We start from the raw sequence: 17,954 nt of genomic DNA, 5'->3' as shown, positions 1-17,954 counted from the left end.
ACAGGACACGCGCTTATAAATAGAATATTTCATATGTATTTATATATTTTCTGTCGCGTATTCTGTCCGTTGGTCATGCTGCTGTGGGCGCTGTGCCTGCCCGCCACCTGTCCGGCAGCGGGCAATGAGCGCATCGAAAGTCTGGCCACGGCCAAACGCCTGCTGCACCATACGGTCTATGCGGATCACCGCCGCACCCTTTATTGCGGCATTCCCTTTCAGGACAACGGCATCGCAGCGCTTCCCGTGCAGTACCGGCCGCCGGCGGCATTGCCCCGCGCCGCCCGTGTGGAGTGGGAGCATGCCGTTCCGGCGGAGCATTTTGGCCGCAACTTCGCGGCATGGCGCCATGGTCACCCCCGCTGCCGGGACAGGCAGGGCCGCCCCTTCCGGGGCAGGGCCTGCGCCCAGAAGGTCAGCCGGGAATACCGGCGCATGCAGGCGGACATGCACAATCTTTTTCCGGCACTGGGGCTGATCAATGCCGCACGCGCCAACTTCGACTTTCGTCTGCTGCCGGGTGTGCCGCCGGCCTTTGCGTTCTGTGCCATGAAGATTGCCAGACGCCATGCCGAACCGCCGGACAGGGCCAAGGGCATTGTGGCCCGTGCCGCCTTGTACATGCAGGCAAGCTATGCGCACTTTCGCCTCAGCCGGCAGCAGGAGCAGCTCTTCCAGACCTGGGACAGGCTGTTTCCCCCTGACCGCTGGGAATGCGAGCGCAACCGGCGCATTACCCGCCTGCAGGGCAATGACAATCCGTTCCTTACCCGGCGCTGCGCACCGTAAGGCTGCCCGGTGCGGCCCTACTTGCCCTTGCGCTGTTTTTTCTTGCTGCCGGCCGGCTTCTTTTCCGCGCTCCTGTCCAGAGCTGCCCGCAGGGCATCCCTGTAACAGCGCAACACGGCCAGGCGGGCATACTTCTTGTTTTCGGCGGCAATGACGTGCCATGGCGCATAGGACGTGCTGGTGCGCAGGAACATTTCATCCGCCGCCGGCACATAGGCATCCCGCTTTTCCCGGTTGCGCCAGTCCTCGCTGGTAATCTTGTACTGCTTCCACGGGGTTTCTTCCCGTTCCCGGAACCGGCGCAGCTGCTCTTCCGGTGAAATGTGCAGCCAGAACTTGAGCAGGATATTGCCGTTTTCCGTAAGCTGCTCCTCAAAATGATTGATTTCCGCGTAGGCCCGGCTCCAGTCTTCCCGCGGGGTCAGCTCTTCCACCCGCTCCACCAGGACGCGCCCGTACCAGGACCGGTCATAAATGGTAAGGAAGCCGGCCCGCGGAATGTGCCGCCAGAAGCGCCACAGGTAATGATGAGCCAGCTCTTCATCGGAAGGCGCACTGATGGGAATGACCCGGGTAATGCGGGCATCCACACCTGCCGTAAGCCGGCGGATGACGCCGCCCTTCCCCGCGGCATCCCAGCCCTCGAAAATAAGCGTACTGGAAATGCCCTTTTGATAGGCATGGTAGGTAAGGCCGTACAGCTCTTCCTGCAGCGCGGCCAGCGTCTTGCGATAGTGCTGCGGCTCCTGCGAAATGCCCAGGTCTATGGCATCCAGCGTGGAAATGAGGCCCTCCTGCACGGTGGACGCCGCACCGTCCTTTTCCTGCTTCACGCGGGCCGCCTTGGCATCCTGTGCCGCCATGGCGCGTTCCATGCCCGCAATGATGGCCTGTGCCACGGACAGATTGCGGTAATTGGCATCCGCCGCATCCACGATGGTCCAGGGGGCCTGAGGGCGGTCGGTCTGGGTGATGGCCGTGGTGATGGAGGCCACAAGCCCGTCATAATTGCCGGCTGTCTTTTTGTCGTATGGCGTGAAGTGATAATCTTCCTTATGGGCCAGGCGATGCTGATGGCGCAGATCGTAGGTGGCCTTGTCCAGATGCAGCCAGAGCTTGACAATGGCCATGCCCGAATCCGCCAGACTGGCTTCCAGCCCCCGCACGCGGTGCAAACGGGACAAAAAGTCGCTGTCCGTCAGCTCGCCGCAGCAATGCAGCCGGACAGCCGGTCCATACCAGCCCCCCAGAAAGACCCCTATCTCGCCCGCTGCGGGCAGCTTGCGCCAGTAGCGCCACAGGGGGGGACGCAGACGCTCTTCATCCGTTTCCATCCAGAAGGCATCATTGTGGATGTGCTTGCTGTCCATCCATTCCGACAGCAGATTGACCACAGCCCCACGACCTGCCCCGCTCAGACCAGCAATGGTCACCAGCACAGGTATCTTGCGTGCCAGGCACTGACGCTGCGCCTCAAAAAGGCGCATGCGCAGGGACTGCATGGTCTCTGCGTATTCCTTGTCATCACACGTGCGCCCCAGCGCGGCAGACTCAAACATACGTACCTCCAGTTTGGCCCGGGAATGCCGGGCACCACAATCCGACCGAAACTGCGGCCTTATGGTATCCCGCGCCTGCGTCAGGCTCAAGCAAAAAGCATGCCCCCCCCTTTCCCGCTCTTGACGGCCCCTGCCTTGCCCCGTATAAACCAAACAGTGCGCTCGTAGCTCAGGTGGATAGAGCAGGAGCCTTCTAAGCTCTTGGCCGGGGGTTCGAATCCTCCCGGGCGCGCCAAATATTTCAGGCTCTTACTGACGCTCGGTAAGAGCCTTTTCTTTTGGGCACATGGACTTGGGCACATGAGCCAGCTCCGGCAGGGCTTCCACGGCCGCCCGTTTTTGACCGTCCATTACGTATTGATAGTGCATCAGGATCATGGCCGGGGAGCTGTGCCCCATGAGCTTTGCCACGGTGCCTATATCCACTCCTCCGGCTATAAGCTCGGTCGCAAAAAAGTGGCGCAGGTCATACGGACGTATCCGCCGCGTGATCCCCGCCCGACGCAGAGCCTGCGCCCATGCGGTCTTGATGCTTCCCACTGGCTTTCCGTTGTGGTGGATGAGATATGGCACTCCATCCGCAGCATCCTCCTGCCACCACTGCCTGAACAGTGGCAGCAGGCCCTCCCGTATGGGCACCTCCCGCCACGGCGCGCTGTGATTCTTTTTTGCCCCGTGGACGTGCACGACTTTTCGCGCAAGGTCTACATCATCCCACGTCAAAACGAACAGCTCTGACGGCCCGACACGGACGCCACACTGCGCCCCCAGGATGACCGTCCGCACGATATGTGGAGCGGCGCATTCCATTATGGCCGCAAGCTCCGCAGGCGTTGGCGGCACAAACTTCTCATACTGCGCTGGGGGCAGCTTGGGGAACCGGACAGGATCGCAAAACCCCCTTTCGACACACCAGCGAAGCACTGTACGAAGCACGGAAAGCCTGCCGCGAATCGTGGCAGACTTGACCGGCATCGCCAGCATTTCAGCCTTGAGCTGCTCAAGGTGCTTGCGAGTGATCTTCGCCACCGACAGCAGGCCGATTTTTTGCAGCGGATAGCGCATGGCTCCAATTTGCCATGCAAGGCTTCCTTTGGTAAAATTTTTTTCCTTGAGGTAAGCAAGATAGCAGGCTTCAAGCGTCAAATCCTGCGCCTGTTGCTCTTCCTCCTCTTCCCCCTCTCCTTGCCTGAACGACTCCCTGTCAAACTTTATGCGATGCTTGATGAGGGAGTCGTGCTTTTCCGCCTCCTGCTGAGTGGCAAAGTTTGCGCACTCGCGTTTTCCGGTCAGCGGGTTATTCCAGTAGCATTGCCACGGCGACGCGCGGCCCTTCCGTTCTCGGATGGCCATGCTGATACCTCCTTTCAGCATGAGCCAAATGTGCCCGAAGACAGGCTACTGGACACACCCGGCTTGGGTCAATCGGTACAGATCACTAGCGGACATGGTGGCAAGCGTCGCCACACGGCGAGGCGCTGCCGCTGGGCGCGCAGCCGAGGTACGCTTTTTGGGCTGTGCTGCGGCGTGCATTTCAAGCATGGCCTGCTGCACAGCAGACTCCAGCCAGCGCCTGCCGCGTCCGCGCCCTACTCCGAAGTCTATGGGGTGAATCCCCTTGCCGGCCAGAATGGAAGCGGCCACACCGGGGGATGTACCCAGCATGGCCGCAATGTCACATTCGCGCAGAAAGCGTTCAGGCATGGTTGCGCCTCCTGTATGCGGGATTATGCTGCTGCTCCGTTCGGGCCAGTCTGAACGCCGCGCACTTCTTGCAGTAGTGGACGCGCCGCGCCTTGTCGGCTGTCCAGCCCATGTTTTTGAGCTTGGGCCACAGGGTGGCGTAGCCGATGCCGGTATGCGACGCGCCGCAGCCGTCGCAGGTGATGGTGGTTTGCTTACTCATGCAGGAACCTCCATTAGCTTTTCGTGGCTTCTGGGGAGGTCGTTCCACGCTTCGGCGGCCTTCTCCCTTCCGTAGATTTCCGGCCCCTGCATGTGGCGGTCAACCTGTGGTTTTCACACCATATCTGCTTATTCTCCTGCCGAAGCCGCAGGATTTCTTCTATGTCAGTCCGAACCACGTCGGGAGAGCTGGCGGCGATGTGGCGTGCCGTCGCCGTCTCCGTGCAGTCTTCCATCGTCAAAATCCGTTCATTGAAAGCATCGCGGATGCAGAGGTCACGAGGGACAGCACGGTCAACCGTCCACAGAGTCCTTTCACCTTCCGGCGTCGCCTTCCTTGCCAGTTCCAGACGCTCGCGCATGGCGGCTTCGCTTCTGTCATTCGGCATTGTTTACCTTCTTTTTTTTGCTAACGATACGATGTGTCTCGTTGATCTCACGCAGAACAAGCCAGCCGATTTCTGTCAGTTTGTATTCAAGGTCATAGCCGCGTTTTGCTATTCCCTTAAGGTACAAATGATGGCACGGAATATTGTCTATCCCATTCTTTGGCTGCTTTTCAGAGGCTATCAACGTAAGCCATTTACGTTGGGCTTTCGTCAGCGTGACAGTTATTTTTATATCCATTATTATGCTGCCCGCGCCACGATGCCAGCCACGCCTTGCGCCGTGGCCAGCAGATCAGCCGCCGTGCGGCCGTCTTCCAGTTTTTCGCCCAGGGCGATGCCTTTCATTGTCAGGCCAACTAGCCCCGTCCCCTTCCTCAGTACTTCCCGCGCCTCGGCTTTGCTGTGCGCTGCGATCCACAGCCTTTCGCCGGCCAGATAGAGGCGAAGCTCCGGCCTGCTGGCTTCCGGGAAGATGAACTGGTACAGCCTGTCGTAGGCCGGCTCTACCTTGTCCAGGTGTGGGTAGTTTTCTCCGCCGTCCGGATTGAACTGCTCGAAGAGGGCATCGGTCTCTTTTTCGATTTCTGCCCACACGGCTTCGGTATTCCATTTCGGATAGCGATCCCACAGCTCACGCAGTGCAAAACGGACGTCGGCAAGAACCGTGGAGATCACGGCGATGAGGTGCGTCACGTCGGTCCTGACAGGCGGCCAGATCGATTCGAGAAGATGGGCCGCGGGATGGACTGCCGCGTCGAAAGCGGCAATGCCGCATTTCAGGGCCTTGGTCTCCGTGTACAACCTGTCAATGAGGTCCAGGCAGCGTTGGGCATGCTGGGAGATGTCTTTGTATGTGCTGGACAGGAGCGGGGCCGCCATGAACTGTACGCAGGCGGAGGCCTTGAACTGGATGTCAGCAATAGTCCGGCGGTCTCCGGTGACGAGGTTGTAGACCTTGCAAAGCGGCCCGCGCAGGCAGTTGCGGGCCATGTTTTCGTGTCTGTAGACCGTGCCACAGTAGGGGCACTTCGGCCCGCTGACGGTTGTCAGTTTGACTTTTCGCCTTTTCATCGCAGGGTTTCCCCTCTCTTCATGGCCTGCTGGCAGCAGGCTTCGCAGAGGTGTTCTCCGTGGTAGCCGTTGGGATTTCGCCAGCCCTGTTTTTTTGCCCTTTCCCAGGTCAGGGAATAGCCAAGTCCGATGCAAGAAAATTCTTTCTTGCAGTCGTCGCAAATGATGACGGTTTTTTTCATAGCTACTCCCATTCTGCCCATAGGTGCATGCAGTAGTTGTGCAGGTTCACATGGTCATCGATTTTGGGAATGACATGGTAGGCATCAACGTCAAGCCCCATGAAAGTGTTCTTCGCCCTTTTCAGATCATCCCATGAGGGAAGGCGTGATTTTCTTGAAACTGAGACGTGCAATACCTTCGAGGAACCATCACCGTTTTCAACGGTGTCGATGCTGGAAATGACGGTCAGGGATGTCGCCTTGTGCCTATAGGCTTCCCCCATAGGCATCCTGCCAAGGTACTTCCACCCAGGAGGAGGTACTTTGTGGATAGAGAAGGGGACGCATCCGATGACGTTTTGGAGCTTAATAATCATGGCTACCTGCCTGTGCTGCCATACCCGCCCATGCCGCGGGTGGTTTTGGACAGCTCGTCAGCTTCGACGAATTGGACGTCCTCAAGATCGCAGTAGGGCGGGATGCTGCCCATTTGGGAGAGGGTGACGCGCCCCTGGACAGGCACCACGCACGGCTGGATGATGAGCTGGGCGATGCGGTCGCCGGGCTTGTAGGGGTGCATCATGTTGGTCTTGCCAGGGAAAAGTCGGTGTAGGGCCACGCGGCGGGCGCCCTGGTCGCCGGGGACCTCACGGAAGATCGCGGAAATGGGGGCGCGGAAGTCGCTGTCGATGACGCCAACGCAGTTGGTCAGCTCCAGGCCGGTGAAGAAGATGCTGGATCGCGGGAAGATGGCGGCATAGTAGCCTGCCGGTATCTCAAGCGCGATGCCGATGTCGTAGATGTAGATGTCTGCGGCGCGCTTGAGGGAAACGGCGGTCAGGTCGAAACCGGCGGCACCGGCGCTGCCACGGGTAGGGATTACGGCCTCGGGATGGGTCTTCACGAATTTGATTTGCATGGGTCCTCCTTTTCTGAAAACAAAAAAGGCCGCTCTGGGCGGCCCTGGTTAGAGCAAAGAAAGCTGTTGCAGCTTCATGCTTCTTGTACCTGCGATTTTTTCACCAGCTTTTGGAGCAGGGCTTTCCGGTTGATGGATGAAGTGTCCGCATATCCATTTCTTGGCCTTGTCCTCGTCCAATGGTTTGATGCTACCTCCCCAAAGGAGGCTCCGCTCTGTTACCCATGCCCCTCTGACTTCAAGCGACAGGGTGTTCCCCCAGATTATCACGCCATCCAGATTGAAGAACATCAAGTTCAGGCTCGTCATGCGTGCGCAATTGAGGTCAACGTCTTGGCCAACGAATATTGCCCTTCCGTTTTCCTCGAACGTCTGCTCCTTAGCAGCAGAGACTAGGCAAATACCAGCTCCACATGCAGGATCGTTGATCATGAAACGTCCAGTTTTGGGAGGTTTGGGGTGGACGATTTTTGCCATCAGCTGCGCTACAGAAGGCGGGGTGAAAAACTGCCCTGCGTAGTGGTTTGCCGCGTATTCTTGATAAAGAGTCCCCAGGGCCTCCTCGTTCGTAGCCCTCATGTATTTCATGAGGCTTGCGGTGGCGCCGGCGAAGAAGTCAGCAGGCCGTTCTCCAATTGGCTCGGTGTTGCGATATTTCCCCATGATCTCAAGGTACTTTGGGTCATCCCTCTGGAAAGCGAAGAACATCAGCCCGATCCAGTCCTCAAAAACGGAATAGTCGTGGTGACCTTTGCTGATAATGGCGTCCAGATTTTTACGCACCTGGCCAAGATCAGGCCTTGATTCTCGGTTGCTCATTTCGATCCGTCCATCTCCTCCTCGGCGGAGAGGCGGGCATGATAGAGTAAACACATGGCGGAGCCAGGGCAGTTGTCGATGTCGTGACGAAGCGGGCAGGCGGTTTTCCTGACCAGGTGCCCGTCCTCGGTTGTCTCGTACCATGAGCAGCCTTTGGGGCGGAGTTCATTCCTTGGCTTTGCCAGTTTCTCGGACACGCGAGCCTCGAATTTTGCGCATTCGTAAAAATAATTTCTGACTAAAATTTCACCTTTCGGATTCACGGCTTCCCAAAACCGGCACGTCTCGGTGTTGAATCCATGTTTATTCCCTATTTTGCAGGAGCCATATCTTGCGCAGCGGCTGCACAGATTCTTCCTCCGTTCCAGCCATGTCTTTTCAGCTTGGGTTAGTGACATGTGGTTTTCTCCACCTTATGCGCATTGATGGCTTCAAAGGTTTTCGCAGCGATGTTGGCGGCGTCTTTTTTGTAGTTATCCACAAATCCGCGCAGGAAAACGCGGGCTGATGTGGGGACTTTAGTGTCATCGGAAATTTTTTTGAGTTCTTCCATCATCAGATCAATCCCGTAGGATAATCCTTCGGAAAAGCCGAGGGCATAGGCTTCTTCGTTTTCAGTCATATCTTCCTCCCGGATGCTACTTGAGCAAAACTAGCCTGCCTTCGAGGTGGCTTTTCCGTATGATTGCAGTGTCCTCATCACAATAAGTGACAAGGCAGGATGGAGCGTTTGCCGTATTCCCCTTTGTTCCATCCACGCGATAGAAGGACAGTCTTCCTTTGAAGAAAAAGACGCTGTGCGCCTTTTTCCATATCTGAGAATGGAAGCCTCGCGTCTCAGTCCTCGCGAAAATCAAGGCAACTCCTCTGCCATGAGAAGCCAGCTTTTCCATCCACTTGAACGTCTCACGGCCATAGGGAGGATTGCACCAGACACGGCCGAACCACGGCTTTTGAAGCCCGTTGTCGATAACCGTGTAGTGGTTGTCCGCCATATCCCAGGGACGATTCACTGGGGCACAAGGATCAAGGTCAAATGGGTCTAAAGCTCGGATAATCTCCGGCGGTGTCAACCACTCATCATGATTATCCGTGTTTGTGTTGAAATTCTTCATTGTTTCACATCCCGGCTGCTCATCAGGCCGTGGCCGCCACGCCACGACGACGCCCCAGGGCGGGGCGTTTCGCTTGTGTCACATACATGAGCGACAAACACGTTTGCTGCGCAAAAAACGGGCTTTTTGATACACAAAGCCCGTCTTCAGCCTGCCAAACAGGCCATGAATCCCATAGCCACAGCCTCTTCCCTTATTCTTCCCTCCTGATCCAGGCAGATATCTTCTGGACAGTCTTGCTCCAGTCAGAGGAAAGCCGCAGCCGCAGGAAGCTGGCGTACAGGCTCTCCAGCAGGCCAAGGAAAACCTCTATCAGGTAAAATTTTTCCAGCAGCAGGGCATCGGGATCGTCATCATCCCCGCTTTTTTCCAGCTTGGGCGTCTTGAGGCTGCCCAGGCTGAAGTCCTCGGCCCGCAAGCTGACCTGGAAGGCCATATCGTCCTTTTCCATGCGCACCAGAGCGCGCGAGACCTTCTTGCCCGTGCCCAGGCCGAAGCGGGCTTCTCGCAGGGGGGAAAGCGTACCGGTAACGGAAGCAGTTTCTTTGGCATCGCCTTCGCCGCCCTGCACCACGATGCGCTGCTCCATGCTTACGGCGAAGGGGGCGCCCTGGGCATCGGTGAAGGCGCCGGGCGCCACGTCGCTCTGGTACCAGAGCCACGTGAGAAACTCTCCTCCCAGGATGCTTTCCAATCCCGTCAGACGTTCTTCCCCCTGTTCGCCCGTAAATCGGGTAGCGGTGATGCTGTTGATCTGAGGCATGACAGTGTCCCCCAGTAGCCGCTCTGCCAGACTGTAGGGGGTGAGCTGCTCCAGGTGCAGATCGAAGCTCTGGAGGAAAAACTCCATGAACAGGTCGATCATTTTCTTTTGCGTTGAGGCGAACCAGACCTCGTTGGCGGTGGTGTTCCAGATTACGTTGAATTCGGCCGGCACCGGCAGGAAGCGCTGGCGCAGACGGAGCAGCACCTGTTCCTTCAGCTCTTTCCGGCGTTCACGGGAGATGAATTTCTTGCCCTGGGCCTCCATGCGTTCCTTTTCGTCACGCAGAGCCAGAGCCACATGCTTCTTGATGACACCGGCAGGGATACGGCGGGTGTCCAGCCGCAGCGAAAACACCAGGTAGGCTCCCTTCTGGGGCGGGGCCGTTCGCCACGCTCTGTCAAGCATGTCCTCGAAGCAGACCCAGCCATAAGTTTGCATTTCTGGAAGCTCGTCTATGTCCTGAAAGGCGTACTGCCTGAGTTTGTCCGGTATGCTCTGCCACTGCTGGTCGCTTACCTGATCCAGCACCCGGAAGCGCGTGAAACTCGTGGTATTTCCGGCCATGTTTCCCATGGGACAACTCCTTGAGGATAAAAAAAGCCCGCCTTTTGCCGGGCGGGCGCGGGCTTGAGGAGGTTATGCGCAGAGAAAATGTCTAGGCCGTGGCGTCTGACGTATCCCAGGCCGGGCAGCCATTGCGCTGCTGGCAGGAGGGGCAGCGCTCTGCCGTGATACGGGTACCGCTGGCGGGGCAGGTGAAGGCATCGGGCGCAGGGGCGTCGTCAGGCTGCGGCGGCGTATGGGCCGGCATCTGTTCGGCCAGACGCAGCAGGCGCTTGCAGTCAGTCTTGGTCCAGGAATCCATGGGCCTGCCGGCGTCCCATTCTGCCCTGTCGAGGCCGTACCCTCTGGCTGCGTAGGCATCCACCGCGTCCTGCCGCAGGGCATCCAGTTCTTCCTGCGTCATTCGAGGCTTTCGGGCCGTTTCCTGCGTGGCTGCTGCGGGCTGATCTGTCTGTGCCTGGGGCTGGCCGGCTGCGGCAGCGTTTGCCTGTGCCGTGATGTCCGCCATGGTCAGGGACGGTGCGGCGGCCTGCTCTTCCTGTTGGGCAAATCTGCCGTCAGCCTGCGGGGTGAGGTCGATGGTATCCAGCTCTTCCTCGGCCGTGCGGAGGCCCATGGCGATTTCCGGGGCATAGGTGCGCACGAACCAGGCAGCGGCACGGTACTGGAGCATGAGTTCCGGCATGGACTGCCACTTGCTGCCGTTCTTGCCGTACCAGCCTTCCTTCTTGGCCAGGCCAATGGTGACGAGCGGACCTTGCAGCTTTTCGCCGGTGGAAAGCTCTGTGACGCAGGCGCGGCAACCCCAGTCGTCGGCACCTTCCGTGCCCTGAAAGGCGTAGCGCAGGGCGCTGAACTTGCCGGACTTGTTCAGCGTGGCAATGAGAAACTGCGCCGACCAGGCCGGGCGGCCGTGGACGACGTAGAGATTTTGCATAACCATGAGCGGATTGGCGCCCATTCGCAGGGCCATGTCCAGCGCGATGACGCAATTCCCCTTGCTGGTGTAGTCGTTTGGCCCCTTGCTGCGGTATGTGTCCGGTACGAGACCGGATGCGGAAAGCAGATTGGCCATGCGCTGTATGGCCTCGAAGCCGGCCACGGTATCAAAGCCGCAGACGACGGCTCCCTGCGGCGCGGCGTTCTGCCGCAGGGCGGCAATGTCTGTGGCGTGAGGGGCGGGAATGTGATTCATGATTATTTCCTCCAGCGGCATGCGGGATATGCCGGGCAGAATTTGGGGTTGCAGAGCTGGGACGACGGATTGCCATAGAAGCGGCCGGCGTGAAGCAGGTCTGCTGCCATCTGGAGCAGGCCGGGATTTTCTTCGTCCCCGACAAGCATTTCGCAGGCGTCGGTGATGACGCCGATGCCTGCCCGGCGGCCCTTGTCCGTCTTGGCTACCTGTAAGCCGATGATTTCGGCAGGGGCGGTGATGGGCCGACCGATGGCGGCGCCGGCCAGCAGTTCGTAGACGGCGATCTGGGCGGCATGACGCCCGGTGGATACCGTGCCGTCAGCCGACACGGCGCTTTTGCCGGTCTTGATGTCCGCGATGCCGAGGTCGCCGACGGCATCCACCGTGATGCGGTCGGTGGTTCCGGTGAGCGTCAGGCCGATGTCGGTAATGTGCAGGGCCTCGCAGGTGGCCTCCACGGCCACGTACTGCTGTTTCGGGGCGATGTCCCGGCAGTAGAGGGTATGCAGGGCAATGCCGATGCGCTCAGCTTCGGACTGGGAGTCTTCGCCCCAGTCCACGTCCTCTTCCGGACGGTGGATGGCGTCGGCCACGGCGCCGGCAGCCTCGTCTGCCGTGAGACTGCTGCCATCAAGACGGGACTGGTCGTAAAGGGCCGTGCCGGCATGAACTGCCGTGCCCAGCTGGGCCGCGCCGGACTTGGGCAGACGCAGGCCACGAATATGCTTGGCCTCCCACCTGGCCGGGCAGTCGAACAGTTCAGGCAGGCTGGACGCCCGGATGGTTATGGTTTCCATCGTCTTCCTCCGCAAAATCTTCTTCAACGAGCGCGTCCAGGCGCTCTTCTTCATCCAGTGTTTCTTCCCAGCAGCGTTGCCCGCGCGGCAGGCGGCATTGCTCGGACCACGGTTCGAAAAACGGGCAGGGATTGTAGCACATGACCTGCCCTCCTATCTGGAGACGATGAGCGGCGAGCACGCGGACGTTTCTGCCGGGAGTTCGCCGACAAGGGCGAACAGGGCGAGCAAAAGCAGAACGCACGCCCAGCCCGCGGCATTGCGGCGTGGGGAGAGTTCGTCCCGGAGTTCCTGCCAGAACGGGCGGTGAATGTTGCGCATGAGGTCCTCCTTGGGAAAAAAATGCCCGGCAGCGCGGTACACTGCCGGGGAATGAGTCATGAAAAGCCCTGCTCTGTAAAAGCCACAACAGAGCAGGGCCTGCCGCTGCATGCTTGGCGGGAGGTTTTTCGGCGAAATGTCAGCGCCGCCCCGTTACACGCTTGCCCTGCTATCAGCGGCGTTTGCAGGACTCTCCACGGAGGCGGGAGCAAATGCTTTGGCGGATGAGGTGGGATTCGAACCCACGGTGGACATGACGCCCACGGCGATTTTCAAGATCGCTGCCATGACCATTCTGCCACTCATCCGTATTGGTCGGAGCGGCGGGGATCGAACCCGCGGCCCCCGGCTCCCAAAGCCGGTGCGCTGCCACGCTGCGCTACGCTCCGAAAAAATGAGGGCCGCGCCCCCTGTGGACGCGGCCCCGGCTTCTGCTGATTATCCTAACCCGGAACCCTCGCCGACGTGAGCAGAAGCCCCAGTTCCGGCAACGACGGTGAGGTAAGGCTGTGTCGCTGCCGGTCAGAGGAAAAAGTTTTCTGCCTCCATTCCCGCCGCCCGTTGCCGCGCGGCGGTATGAAGTCTGAAGTTTTTGGTTTCACGGGCTGCTCGTAACTGGCGTCTACCCGTGCGGCGCTCTCGTCGCCACCGCCCGCCGCCTTCCGGCCTACCCTGTTGCGCAGGGCCATTTGTGCGGGCGCCCCTTCCTTCGGGCCTCTTGCTGCTGCATCCCCTTCCCTGCCGTCGCGTGCTTTCCCGCTCCCAGAGGCTTGCGGCTTGCCGTGCTCGGTACTTGTGGGGAACGTCCGCCGGGGAAGGTGTGTGGTACTCTGGGCCGTGGCCCGTGTTCCCGGCCTTTCCCGGTGTTCGTGAGGTTATTTTGTTATGTAAAAATAACATTGTCAAGAAGTGTTTTTTTAAAATAACATAGAGGGCAAAAAAATCCCGCCCGGTGAGGGGCGGGAAGGAGAAAATAATGGTAGCATGCGGCTATTGCAGCGGCCTTGGTGAAGTTTTATTGCTCGGTATGCCCGGGCCGATATGCTGTCCCCTATGCCATGGCAGTGGGAAGGTCTTAGAAGAGGTTAAAGAGGAGACAACACATCAAGGCATGAAGAGAATATCTGAAGAGTTGATTATAATATTTTTACTCTTTTTAGGTACTGCCATAGGGAGTGTTTATATACTTTTTTTTATAATTTTGTAATGCCAAACACAAAAAATATGGCAGAGCATATCCAACATAATATTGGAAACAAGCGTATAATCTCTATTGTTTTAAATGAAATCTTAAATTGAGCGACTGGACTTATTTGAAATGATTTAGAGCGCGGAGGTGCATACCAGGATGCAGTGATGATCATTTGATAGAGGTACGAGATGCCTATACACATTACAGCTAAGAACGCTCCCCAAGCGAAAGATACTGCTGCAGGGTAGAAACTTTCTTCAGCTCTAGCAAACAATGCTGTTGCAGCTCCACCGTTAAGATAGAATAAATATAATACAGCTTTTTCAGAATATTTTATAGCTGCCTCATTTGATTGTTTTGCCATTTCGAGGCGGTGATCTATCTCTTTGTCTACCATAAAGTAATCCTTGTAATTTTAGAAGATAACTATAGGTCTATACCGCCTGCCAGACCCAGACAACGCGGCCAAGGATGATATCGGCATATTCGGCAATGGGCAGACGCCGGTCTGGGTATTTGTCCCGATCCGGGTTGTCGGAGCGGATGATGTATTCGCCTGTGGCGTCATCCACGATGACGCGTTTGATGGAGACCCCCTCATAGGGCAGGCGCACGGCGTAAATTTCGCCGGAGGCAAAGTCGAAATTTTGACGGATGACGCCGACTACCCCGCCGTTGCGAACGGTACCGGCCATGCTGTCTCCCTTGACCATGAGTGCGCAGTCACAGCGCATGGCATAATCCGGTGGAATGCGGATGGTAGCCAGGGGATCGTTTTCTTCCAGATCAAAGGCCGGGCCAGCTCCCGCCAGAGCGTAGACATGGATGGCCACGCTGTCGTCAGCGTCGGCCCTTTCTATGGGAGCATTGGGCGTCGGGCGCCGAATGGTGGCAGGTCTGGGAAGGTAGTCGTGAATATCCAGCCCCAGCACATCAATGTATCGCAGCATGTCAGGGAATGAGGCGTTTCGGGACGTCGAGGATTCCTTGAGCCAGTTCGTGACAGCAGAGCGGCCTGTATGCCCAAGGAGCCGCGAGATTTCCGCTCGCTTCATCCCAGAGGCTTCAAGCTCTTTTACCTTGCCAAGGATGGCATCCCACGCCCTTTGCGCCGATTCTTCATAGATGTTGGTATCCATGGTTTTCCCATAGCGGGGCTGTTCGTTTTATGCAAAAAACAGCTCGGCTTTTTTGTTGCTTTTTACGTTATTAATAAATAACATTTTGGTTATGAAAAACGCACTGGAAGCATTCAGGTCAGCACGCGGGCTGACATATCGCGAGCTGACCAAGGTCTGTGGGGGCCGAAGTTTGAACGCCGTCTATCGCCACTGCAAGGGTGACAAGATCGCGGCGGAATCGGCTGTTGTCTATTCCCGCAACCTTGGCATCCCCTTGTCCGACCTTCGCCCCGACCTCTGGCCGCCTGAGGAAGTCCCCTGCCCTGCTCCAGCCCCCAGGGAAGAGCGGCAGCGGTGCGACGCCATGCTGCCAGAATGCCCAATCTCACCCAGGGGGTAACCGTGTACGTTTCTGACCGATTACCCCCCTGCCGAAAACAGGCGGCATCACTTTGGGGACGATATGCGCTCATGATCCGCAGGATGCTGGGCCTGCCCCTCACAAGCAATACGGAACTCAATGATCCGCTGCCAGCGGGCTTCACGCCGTTGCAGGAGCCGTATGACCTCCTCGTCCGAAAGAGCCTCACCCTTCAAAAGCAGAGGGGAAAGCGCCATGAAGTCCACAATATGATCCTCAAGCGGGGCAGCGTATCCGCCGGTCCGCTGGGCGAGTTCTATTTTTTTATTCCAGTAGGCCGTGGCAGAGGCAAAAAGTTCATGTCGGAGCGCGCGCTTCGTTTCATGGTGTTGCGTAACGAGAATGCCGGCAAACGACGCCAGCGCGCCAACAAGTGCGCCCGCAAGCGCATACAGCGCAGGCAAAGCCTGAGACAGCATTTCCATAGGTTTTCCTCCTGATTGGATACTGGATGTGGTGATCCCGATCCTACGGGAGAGCAGCCGCCGGAAGCAATGCTCTCGGACGGCTGCACAAACGTCAAAAAGAAGAACTGCCATGCCTGACTACCCTACCATGACGGCCACGGAGGCCATACGTCACGCCAAGGACGTTTCCGGCATGACCACAGAGGAGATTGCCGTGGCGGCAGGCATCCGCCCTGCTGCGGTGCGCCGGTATCTGGCCCAGGATTCGGAGGATTACTTCCCCGGCCTAGACAAGATACCTGCCTTGTGCCGTGCCATGCGCAATGATGTGCTGATCCAGTGGCTGCAGGCCCAGATCGGCAGCAGGGATACGGTGCCTTCGGCCACGAGCCGGGCGGAGGTGCTGACGGCAGCGGCCCGCGCAGCTGCCAGCCTTGGCGATGTGCAGCGAACGCTGGCCGATACTGCCGATGGGGGCATTACCCCCTTTCGTGCCAGGGAGCTGCGCAGCCAGCTTCGGGATGTGGTGCTGGACTGCCAGCATCTTCAGGACATGCTGCTGGAGCTGGCCTGTGCCCGTGACATTGCGGAGGCGGATCCGCTGTTCTGCCTTCGGCAGGAGAAGCCCACCACTTCCCCGTGGTGGAAGAAGATTTTTCAACGCTAGGAGGAGAGAGCATGCCGACATCGCTTCCCCATGCGGCCAGGAGGGCCATTACCGTGACCATGCCCTATCAGCGGGCCTATGCGGCGCCTCTGCCCCGGCACAGGTGGCAGCTCATCCTGCCTGCAACGGGCGAGGTGCTGGAACTGAGCGAAGACGAATTTTCGGAAATGTGGGTGCTGGAGTCTGAGTGCCCGCCCAGTGTGGGCAGACTGTTTGATGGCATGCCGGCCTATGCAAGCTGGCGCTGGGGAAAGTCATAGCAGGGGTTCGAGATGGAATGGTTTCGCTGGTACCACGGTGCATGCTCTGACGCCAAGTGGCCCATCATTGCCCGCAAGGCAAAGGTCAGTGTGGGCGTGGTGGTTTCTGTCTGGGCTGCATTGCTGGAATACGCCTCTCAGGATGATGAACGCGGCAGTGTTGAAGGCTTTGATGGCGAGACATACGACGCGCTCTATGGCTACGAGGATGGCACCTGCGACGCCGTCTTGAATGCCATGATGGAAAAGAGGCTTATCTGTGGCGGCTGTATCTGCGCATGGCGCAAGCGGCAGCCTGTGCGAGAGCGCGAGGAATCGACCAACGCTGAACGCCAGCGGCGCTACCGTGAGCGGAAGCGGCAGGAAAATGACGTCGAAACCGTAACGGATGGCGAAGGTGGCGTAACGCCACGTAACGCTACTGGCGTAACGCGTAACGCCATAACGCCATGTAACGCCAGCGTAACGCCACCAGATAAGAACAGAGAAGAACAGAGAAGAGAAGATAATATAAATACACACCCCCTTACCCCCTCACAGGGGGAGGTGTGTGTGTTGCCGGGGGAGGATACCCCGCCTGCACCTGTGCGGCAGCCGGAGAACCTGCCCCGTGAACGCTGCCCTGACGGCCCGGCAAAGACCGACGCGCCCAGCAAGGGGAATCCCCAGTGGCCTGCCTTTTTGTCCTGCTTTGAGGTCTACCCCGTGCAGCAGGGGCAGGAGGCGGCCTGGCGCGAATGGATGCGTCTGCATCGAAACGGCACACTGGCGCCGGCCTTTGTCATCCGGGAGGCCATCCTGAGCATGTGCGCAGAGGACAGCCGGTGGAAACGCGGAAAAGTGCCGAAATTCGCCCGCTGGCTCAACGGCAAGGGCTGGGATGACAAGCCATTTGTGGAGCCTGGGGGCGCGCCGGCCCTGACAGGATTTGCCGGGAGAGGGACACAGGACACGCGGGCACCCACGGAGTTTCAGAAGCGCCAGCAGGAAAGCAGGGGCATGGCCTCGTACCTGCTGGCAGCCAGAAAAAGGGAACCCCATGACAACGACGACAACGAGCCGCATTGGCATAACGCAGGAGACGCACATGGAACGCAGCTGGATAGCACGACGCCTGGGAGAACTTTCGCTGCTCTACGGGCAGCTGAAATCGCCTGAAGAGCTTTTGCTCCTGTCGGAACTCTGGGCGCAGGCTCTGGCCGGTGAAGACAGAGGCGACGTGGAGCGTGCGCTGGTACTGCACGTGCGGGAAAGTCGTCGCTTTCCCGTGCCGGCCGATATTCTGAGCCTTGTGCCACGGTGCCGCCATGCAGACAGGGCCGTGGACGCATACCCTGCCCTGCCGGAAGAAAGCTGTGCGCCGGCGCGTCAGGTGCAGGAGCGTGCTGCTGCCATCAGTCAGGCCGTGCGCCGTGGCGGATCCGCCGGGGAGCGCATGGCGGATCTGCTGGGGCGAACGTGTGACAGGCTGGAAGTTCCGGAGGTGCGACAGTGAGCGAGGACAGGCTGGAAG

General features: G+C 58.6%; 25 protein-coding genes, 3 tRNA genes, 1 other RNA gene and 1 pseudogene. 6 read left to right on the top strand and 24 right to left on the bottom strand.

What is annotated here, in order from left to right:
• The first annotated feature begins 33 nt into the window (after positions 1–33).
• Positions 34–789, top strand: a complete 756-nt coding sequence (locus tag Q0J57_RS04425; RefSeq protein WP_297217487.1) for an endonuclease — start codon at positions 34–36, stop codon at positions 787–789.
• A 17-nt stretch (positions 790–806) separates the two neighbouring features.
• Here Q0J57_RS04425 and pap read toward each other — a convergent pair whose 3' ends face one another.
• Positions 807–2,348, bottom strand: coding sequence for a polyphosphate:AMP phosphotransferase (pap, locus tag Q0J57_RS04420; RefSeq protein WP_297217485.1), 1,542 nt, complete (start codon positions 2,346–2,348; stop codon positions 807–809).
• 158 nt (positions 2,349–2,506) lie between these two features.
• Between pap and Q0J57_RS04415 the strand changes: the two genes are divergently transcribed.
• Positions 2,507–2,583, top strand: a tRNA-Arg gene (locus Q0J57_RS04415).
• 14 nt (positions 2,584–2,597) lie between these two features.
• Here Q0J57_RS04415 and Q0J57_RS04410 read toward each other — a convergent pair.
• The 23 genes and pseudogenes from Q0J57_RS04410 to Q0J57_RS04300 form a co-directional block, all read right to left on the bottom strand.
• Positions 2,598–3,701, bottom strand: coding sequence for a site-specific integrase (locus Q0J57_RS04410; RefSeq protein ID WP_297217483.1), 1,104 nt, complete (start codon positions 3,699–3,701; stop codon positions 2,598–2,600).
• 45 nt (positions 3,702–3,746) lie between these two features.
• On the bottom strand, positions 3,747–4,052 hold the full coding sequence (locus tag Q0J57_RS04405; protein ID WP_297217481.1) for a hypothetical protein: 306 nt from the start codon (positions 4,050–4,052) through the stop codon (positions 3,747–3,749).
• On the bottom strand, positions 4,045–4,254 hold the full coding sequence (locus tag Q0J57_RS04400) for a hypothetical protein (RefSeq protein ID WP_297217480.1): 210 nt from the start codon (positions 4,252–4,254) through the stop codon (positions 4,045–4,047). Before Q0J57_RS04400 ends, Q0J57_RS04405 begins: the two co-directional genes overlap by 8 nt.
• Positions 4,255–4,631: 377 nt before the next feature.
• Positions 4,632–4,880: a hypothetical protein gene (locus Q0J57_RS04395; protein WP_297217479.1), complete on the bottom strand. Its 249-nt coding sequence runs from the start codon at positions 4,878–4,880 to the stop codon at positions 4,632–4,634.
• 2 nt (positions 4,881–4,882) lie between these two features.
• Complete coding sequence (locus tag Q0J57_RS04390) at positions 4,883–5,632, bottom strand: hypothetical protein (protein ID WP_297217477.1); 750 nt, start codon at positions 5,630–5,632, stop codon at positions 4,883–4,885.
• Positions 5,633–5,709: 77 nt separating this feature from the next.
• On the bottom strand, positions 5,710–5,895 hold the full coding sequence (locus Q0J57_RS04385) for a hypothetical protein (RefSeq protein WP_297217475.1): 186 nt from the start codon (positions 5,893–5,895) through the stop codon (positions 5,710–5,712).
• A gap of 358 nt (positions 5,896–6,253) precedes the next feature.
• A complete protein-coding gene (locus Q0J57_RS04380; protein ID WP_297217473.1) occupies positions 6,254–6,793 on the bottom strand; it encodes a hypothetical protein in 540 nt (179 codons plus the stop codon).
• A 48-nt stretch (positions 6,794–6,841) separates the two neighbouring features.
• Positions 6,842–7,612, bottom strand: coding sequence for an N-6 DNA methylase (locus Q0J57_RS04375; RefSeq protein ID WP_297217471.1), 771 nt, complete (start codon positions 7,610–7,612; stop codon positions 6,842–6,844).
• Positions 7,609–8,010 carry a hypothetical protein gene (locus Q0J57_RS04370; protein ID WP_297217469.1) on the bottom strand — a complete coding sequence of 134 codons (402 nt, stop codon included), beginning with the start codon at positions 8,008–8,010 and terminating at the stop codon, positions 7,609–7,611. Before Q0J57_RS04370 ends, Q0J57_RS04375 begins: the two co-directional genes overlap by 4 nt.
• Positions 8,001–8,234 carry a hypothetical protein gene (locus Q0J57_RS04365; RefSeq protein ID WP_297217467.1) on the bottom strand — a complete coding sequence of 78 codons (234 nt, stop codon included), beginning with the start codon at positions 8,232–8,234 and terminating at the stop codon, positions 8,001–8,003. Before Q0J57_RS04365 ends, Q0J57_RS04370 begins: the two co-directional genes overlap by 10 nt.
• Before the next feature lie 16 nt (positions 8,235–8,250).
• Complete coding sequence (locus tag Q0J57_RS04360) at positions 8,251–8,727, bottom strand: DNA N-6-adenine-methyltransferase (RefSeq protein WP_297217465.1); 477 nt, start codon at positions 8,725–8,727, stop codon at positions 8,251–8,253.
• 9 nt (positions 8,728–8,736) lie between these two features.
• An RNA gene (locus Q0J57_RS04355) (hammerhead ribozyme type II) lies at positions 8,737–8,802 on the bottom strand.
• 118 nt (positions 8,803–8,920) lie between these two features.
• Positions 8,921–9,421 (bottom strand): hypothetical protein, encoded by a 501-nt coding sequence (locus tag Q0J57_RS04350; protein ID WP_297218126.1) that lies wholly within the window; start codon positions 9,419–9,421, stop codon positions 8,921–8,923.
• Between the two features lie 33 nt (positions 9,422–9,454).
• A pseudogene (rdgC, locus tag Q0J57_RS04345) lies at positions 9,455–10,066 on the bottom strand (recombination-associated protein RdgC); the annotation flags it as partial.
• 82 nt (positions 10,067–10,148) lie between these two features.
• The gene (locus Q0J57_RS04340) at positions 10,149–11,252 is read right to left on the bottom strand and encodes a hypothetical protein (protein ID WP_297217463.1); all 1,104 of its coding nucleotides are present in this window, start codon (positions 11,250–11,252) and stop codon (positions 10,149–10,151) included.
• Between the two features lie 2 nt (positions 11,253–11,254).
• A complete protein-coding gene (locus Q0J57_RS04335) occupies positions 11,255–12,052 on the bottom strand; it encodes a PD-(D/E)XK nuclease family protein (protein WP_297217461.1) in 798 nt (265 codons plus the stop codon).
• The gene (locus Q0J57_RS04330; protein ID WP_297217459.1) at positions 12,015–12,194 is read right to left on the bottom strand and encodes a hypothetical protein; all 180 of its coding nucleotides are present in this window, start codon (positions 12,192–12,194) and stop codon (positions 12,015–12,017) included. Before Q0J57_RS04330 ends, Q0J57_RS04335 begins: the two co-directional genes overlap by 38 nt.
• Positions 12,195–12,205: 11 nt before the next feature.
• The gene (locus tag Q0J57_RS04325; protein WP_297217457.1) at positions 12,206–12,373 is read right to left on the bottom strand and encodes a hypothetical protein; all 168 of its coding nucleotides are present in this window, start codon (positions 12,371–12,373) and stop codon (positions 12,206–12,208) included.
• A 218-nt stretch (positions 12,374–12,591) separates the two neighbouring features.
• A tRNA-Ser gene (locus Q0J57_RS04320) sits at positions 12,592–12,681 on the bottom strand.
• A gap of 4 nt (positions 12,682–12,685) precedes the next feature.
• Positions 12,686–12,762 (bottom strand) — tRNA-Pro (locus Q0J57_RS04315).
• A gap of 804 nt (positions 12,763–13,566) precedes the next feature.
• The gene (locus Q0J57_RS04310) at positions 13,567–13,962 is read right to left on the bottom strand and encodes a hypothetical protein (protein WP_297217455.1); all 396 of its coding nucleotides are present in this window, start codon (positions 13,960–13,962) and stop codon (positions 13,567–13,569) included.
• A gap of 37 nt (positions 13,963–13,999) precedes the next feature.
• Entirely contained in the window at positions 14,000–14,515 is a 516-nt protein-coding gene (locus tag Q0J57_RS04305) for a S24/S26 family peptidase (RefSeq protein WP_297217454.1), read from the bottom strand.
• Positions 14,516–15,133: 618 nt separating this feature from the next.
• The gene (locus tag Q0J57_RS04300) at positions 15,134–15,532 is read right to left on the bottom strand and encodes a hypothetical protein (protein ID WP_297217452.1); all 399 of its coding nucleotides are present in this window, start codon (positions 15,530–15,532) and stop codon (positions 15,134–15,136) included.
• Positions 15,533–15,644: 112 nt separating this feature from the next.
• Between Q0J57_RS04300 and Q0J57_RS04295 the strand changes: the two genes are divergently transcribed.
• The 4 genes from Q0J57_RS04295 to Q0J57_RS04280 are packed head-to-tail and all read left to right on the top strand — an operon-like array spanning position 15,645 to position 17,936.
• The gene (locus Q0J57_RS04295; protein WP_297217450.1) at positions 15,645–16,181 is read left to right on the top strand and encodes a helix-turn-helix transcriptional regulator; all 537 of its coding nucleotides are present in this window, start codon (positions 15,645–15,647) and stop codon (positions 16,179–16,181) included.
• Between the two features lie 11 nt (positions 16,182–16,192).
• Positions 16,193–16,441, top strand: a complete 249-nt coding sequence (locus Q0J57_RS04290; RefSeq protein ID WP_297217448.1) for a hypothetical protein — start codon at positions 16,193–16,195, stop codon at positions 16,439–16,441.
• A gap of 12 nt (positions 16,442–16,453) precedes the next feature.
• Positions 16,454–17,599 (top strand): hypothetical protein, encoded by a 1,146-nt coding sequence (locus Q0J57_RS04285; RefSeq protein WP_297217446.1) that lies wholly within the window; start codon positions 16,454–16,456, stop codon positions 17,597–17,599.
• Positions 17,529–17,936 carry a hypothetical protein gene (locus tag Q0J57_RS04280; protein WP_297217444.1) on the top strand — a complete coding sequence of 136 codons (408 nt, stop codon included), beginning with the start codon at positions 17,529–17,531 and terminating at the stop codon, positions 17,934–17,936. Before Q0J57_RS04285 ends, Q0J57_RS04280 begins: the two co-directional genes overlap by 71 nt.
• Positions 17,937–17,954 lie beyond the last annotated feature (18 nt).

Source organism: uncultured Desulfovibrio sp., from assembly GCF_944324505.1.
Classification (GTDB): domain Bacteria; phylum Desulfobacterota; class Desulfovibrionia; order Desulfovibrionales; family Desulfovibrionaceae; genus Desulfovibrio.
The sequence above is the reverse complement of the archived record's forward strand: the minus strand, read 5'-3'. Positions and strand labels throughout refer to the sequence as shown.

Bases quoted from the DNA above. Each gene is read 5' to 3' on its own strand.
- Q0J57_RS04300 (WP_297217452.1), bottom strand. From the start codon at position 15,532: ATGGAAATGCTGTCTCAGGCTTTGCCTGCGCTGTATGCGCTTGCGGGC.
- Q0J57_RS04400 (WP_297217480.1), bottom strand. From the start codon at position 4,254: ATGAGTAAGCAAACCACCATCACCTGCGACGGCTGCGGCGCGTCGCAT.
- Q0J57_RS04365 (WP_297217467.1), bottom strand. From the start codon at position 8,234: ATGACTGAAAACGAAGAAGCCTATGCCCTCGGCTTTTCCGAAGGATTA.
- Q0J57_RS04325 (WP_297217457.1), bottom strand. From the start codon at position 12,373: ATGCGCAACATTCACCGCCCGTTCTGGCAGGAACTCCGGGACGAACTC.
- Q0J57_RS04340 (WP_297217463.1), bottom strand. From the start codon at position 11,252: ATGAATCACATTCCCGCCCCTCACGCCACAGACATTGCCGCCCTGCGG.
- Q0J57_RS04295 (WP_297217450.1), top strand. From the start codon at position 15,645: ATGCCTGACTACCCTACCATGACGGCCACGGAGGCCATACGTCACGCC.
- Q0J57_RS04310 (WP_297217455.1), bottom strand. From the start codon at position 13,962: ATGGTAGACAAAGAGATAGATCACCGCCTCGAAATGGCAAAACAATCA.
- Q0J57_RS04405 (WP_297217481.1), bottom strand. From the start codon at position 4,052: ATGCCTGAACGCTTTCTGCGCGAATGTGACATTGCGGCCATGCTGGGT.
- Q0J57_RS04285 (WP_297217446.1), top strand. From the start codon at position 16,454: ATGGAATGGTTTCGCTGGTACCACGGTGCATGCTCTGACGCCAAGTGG.
- Q0J57_RS04385 (WP_297217475.1), bottom strand. From the start codon at position 5,895: ATGAAAAAAACCGTCATCATTTGCGACGACTGCAAGAAAGAATTTTCT.
- Q0J57_RS04375 (WP_297217471.1), bottom strand. From the start codon at position 7,612: ATGAGCAACCGAGAATCAAGGCCTGATCTTGGCCAGGTGCGTAAAAAT.
- Q0J57_RS04395 (WP_297217479.1), bottom strand. From the start codon at position 4,880: ATGGATATAAAAATAACTGTCACGCTGACGAAAGCCCAACGTAAATGG.
- pap (WP_297217485.1), bottom strand. From the start codon at position 2,348: ATGTTTGAGTCTGCCGCGCTGGGGCGCACGTGTGATGACAAGGAATAC.
- Q0J57_RS04390 (WP_297217477.1), bottom strand. From the start codon at position 5,632: ATGGCCCGCAACTGCCTGCGCGGGCCGCTTTGCAAGGTCTACAACCTC.
- Q0J57_RS04380 (WP_297217473.1), bottom strand. From the start codon at position 6,793: ATGCAAATCAAATTCGTGAAGACCCATCCCGAGGCCGTAATCCCTACC.
- Q0J57_RS04335 (WP_297217461.1), bottom strand. From the start codon at position 12,052: ATGGAAACCATAACCATCCGGGCGTCCAGCCTGCCTGAACTGTTCGAC.
- Q0J57_RS04370 (WP_297217469.1), bottom strand. From the start codon at position 8,010: ATGTCACTAACCCAAGCTGAAAAGACATGGCTGGAACGGAGGAAGAAT.
- Q0J57_RS04305 (WP_297217454.1), bottom strand. From the start codon at position 14,515: ATGCTGCGATACATTGATGTGCTGGGGCTGGATATTCACGACTACCTT.
- Q0J57_RS04280 (WP_297217444.1), top strand. From the start codon at position 17,529: ATGGAACGCAGCTGGATAGCACGACGCCTGGGAGAACTTTCGCTGCTC.
- Q0J57_RS04330 (WP_297217459.1), bottom strand. From the start codon at position 12,194: ATGTGCTACAATCCCTGCCCGTTTTTCGAACCGTGGTCCGAGCAATGC.
- Q0J57_RS04425 (WP_297217487.1), top strand. From the start codon at position 34: ATGTATTTATATATTTTCTGTCGCGTATTCTGTCCGTTGGTCATGCTG.
- Q0J57_RS04290 (WP_297217448.1), top strand. From the start codon at position 16,193: ATGCCGACATCGCTTCCCCATGCGGCCAGGAGGGCCATTACCGTGACC.
- Q0J57_RS04360 (WP_297217465.1), bottom strand. From the start codon at position 8,727: ATGAAGAATTTCAACACAAACACGGATAATCATGATGAGTGGTTGACA.
- Q0J57_RS04410 (WP_297217483.1), bottom strand. From the start codon at position 3,701: ATGGCCATCCGAGAACGGAAGGGCCGCGCGTCGCCGTGGCAATGCTAC.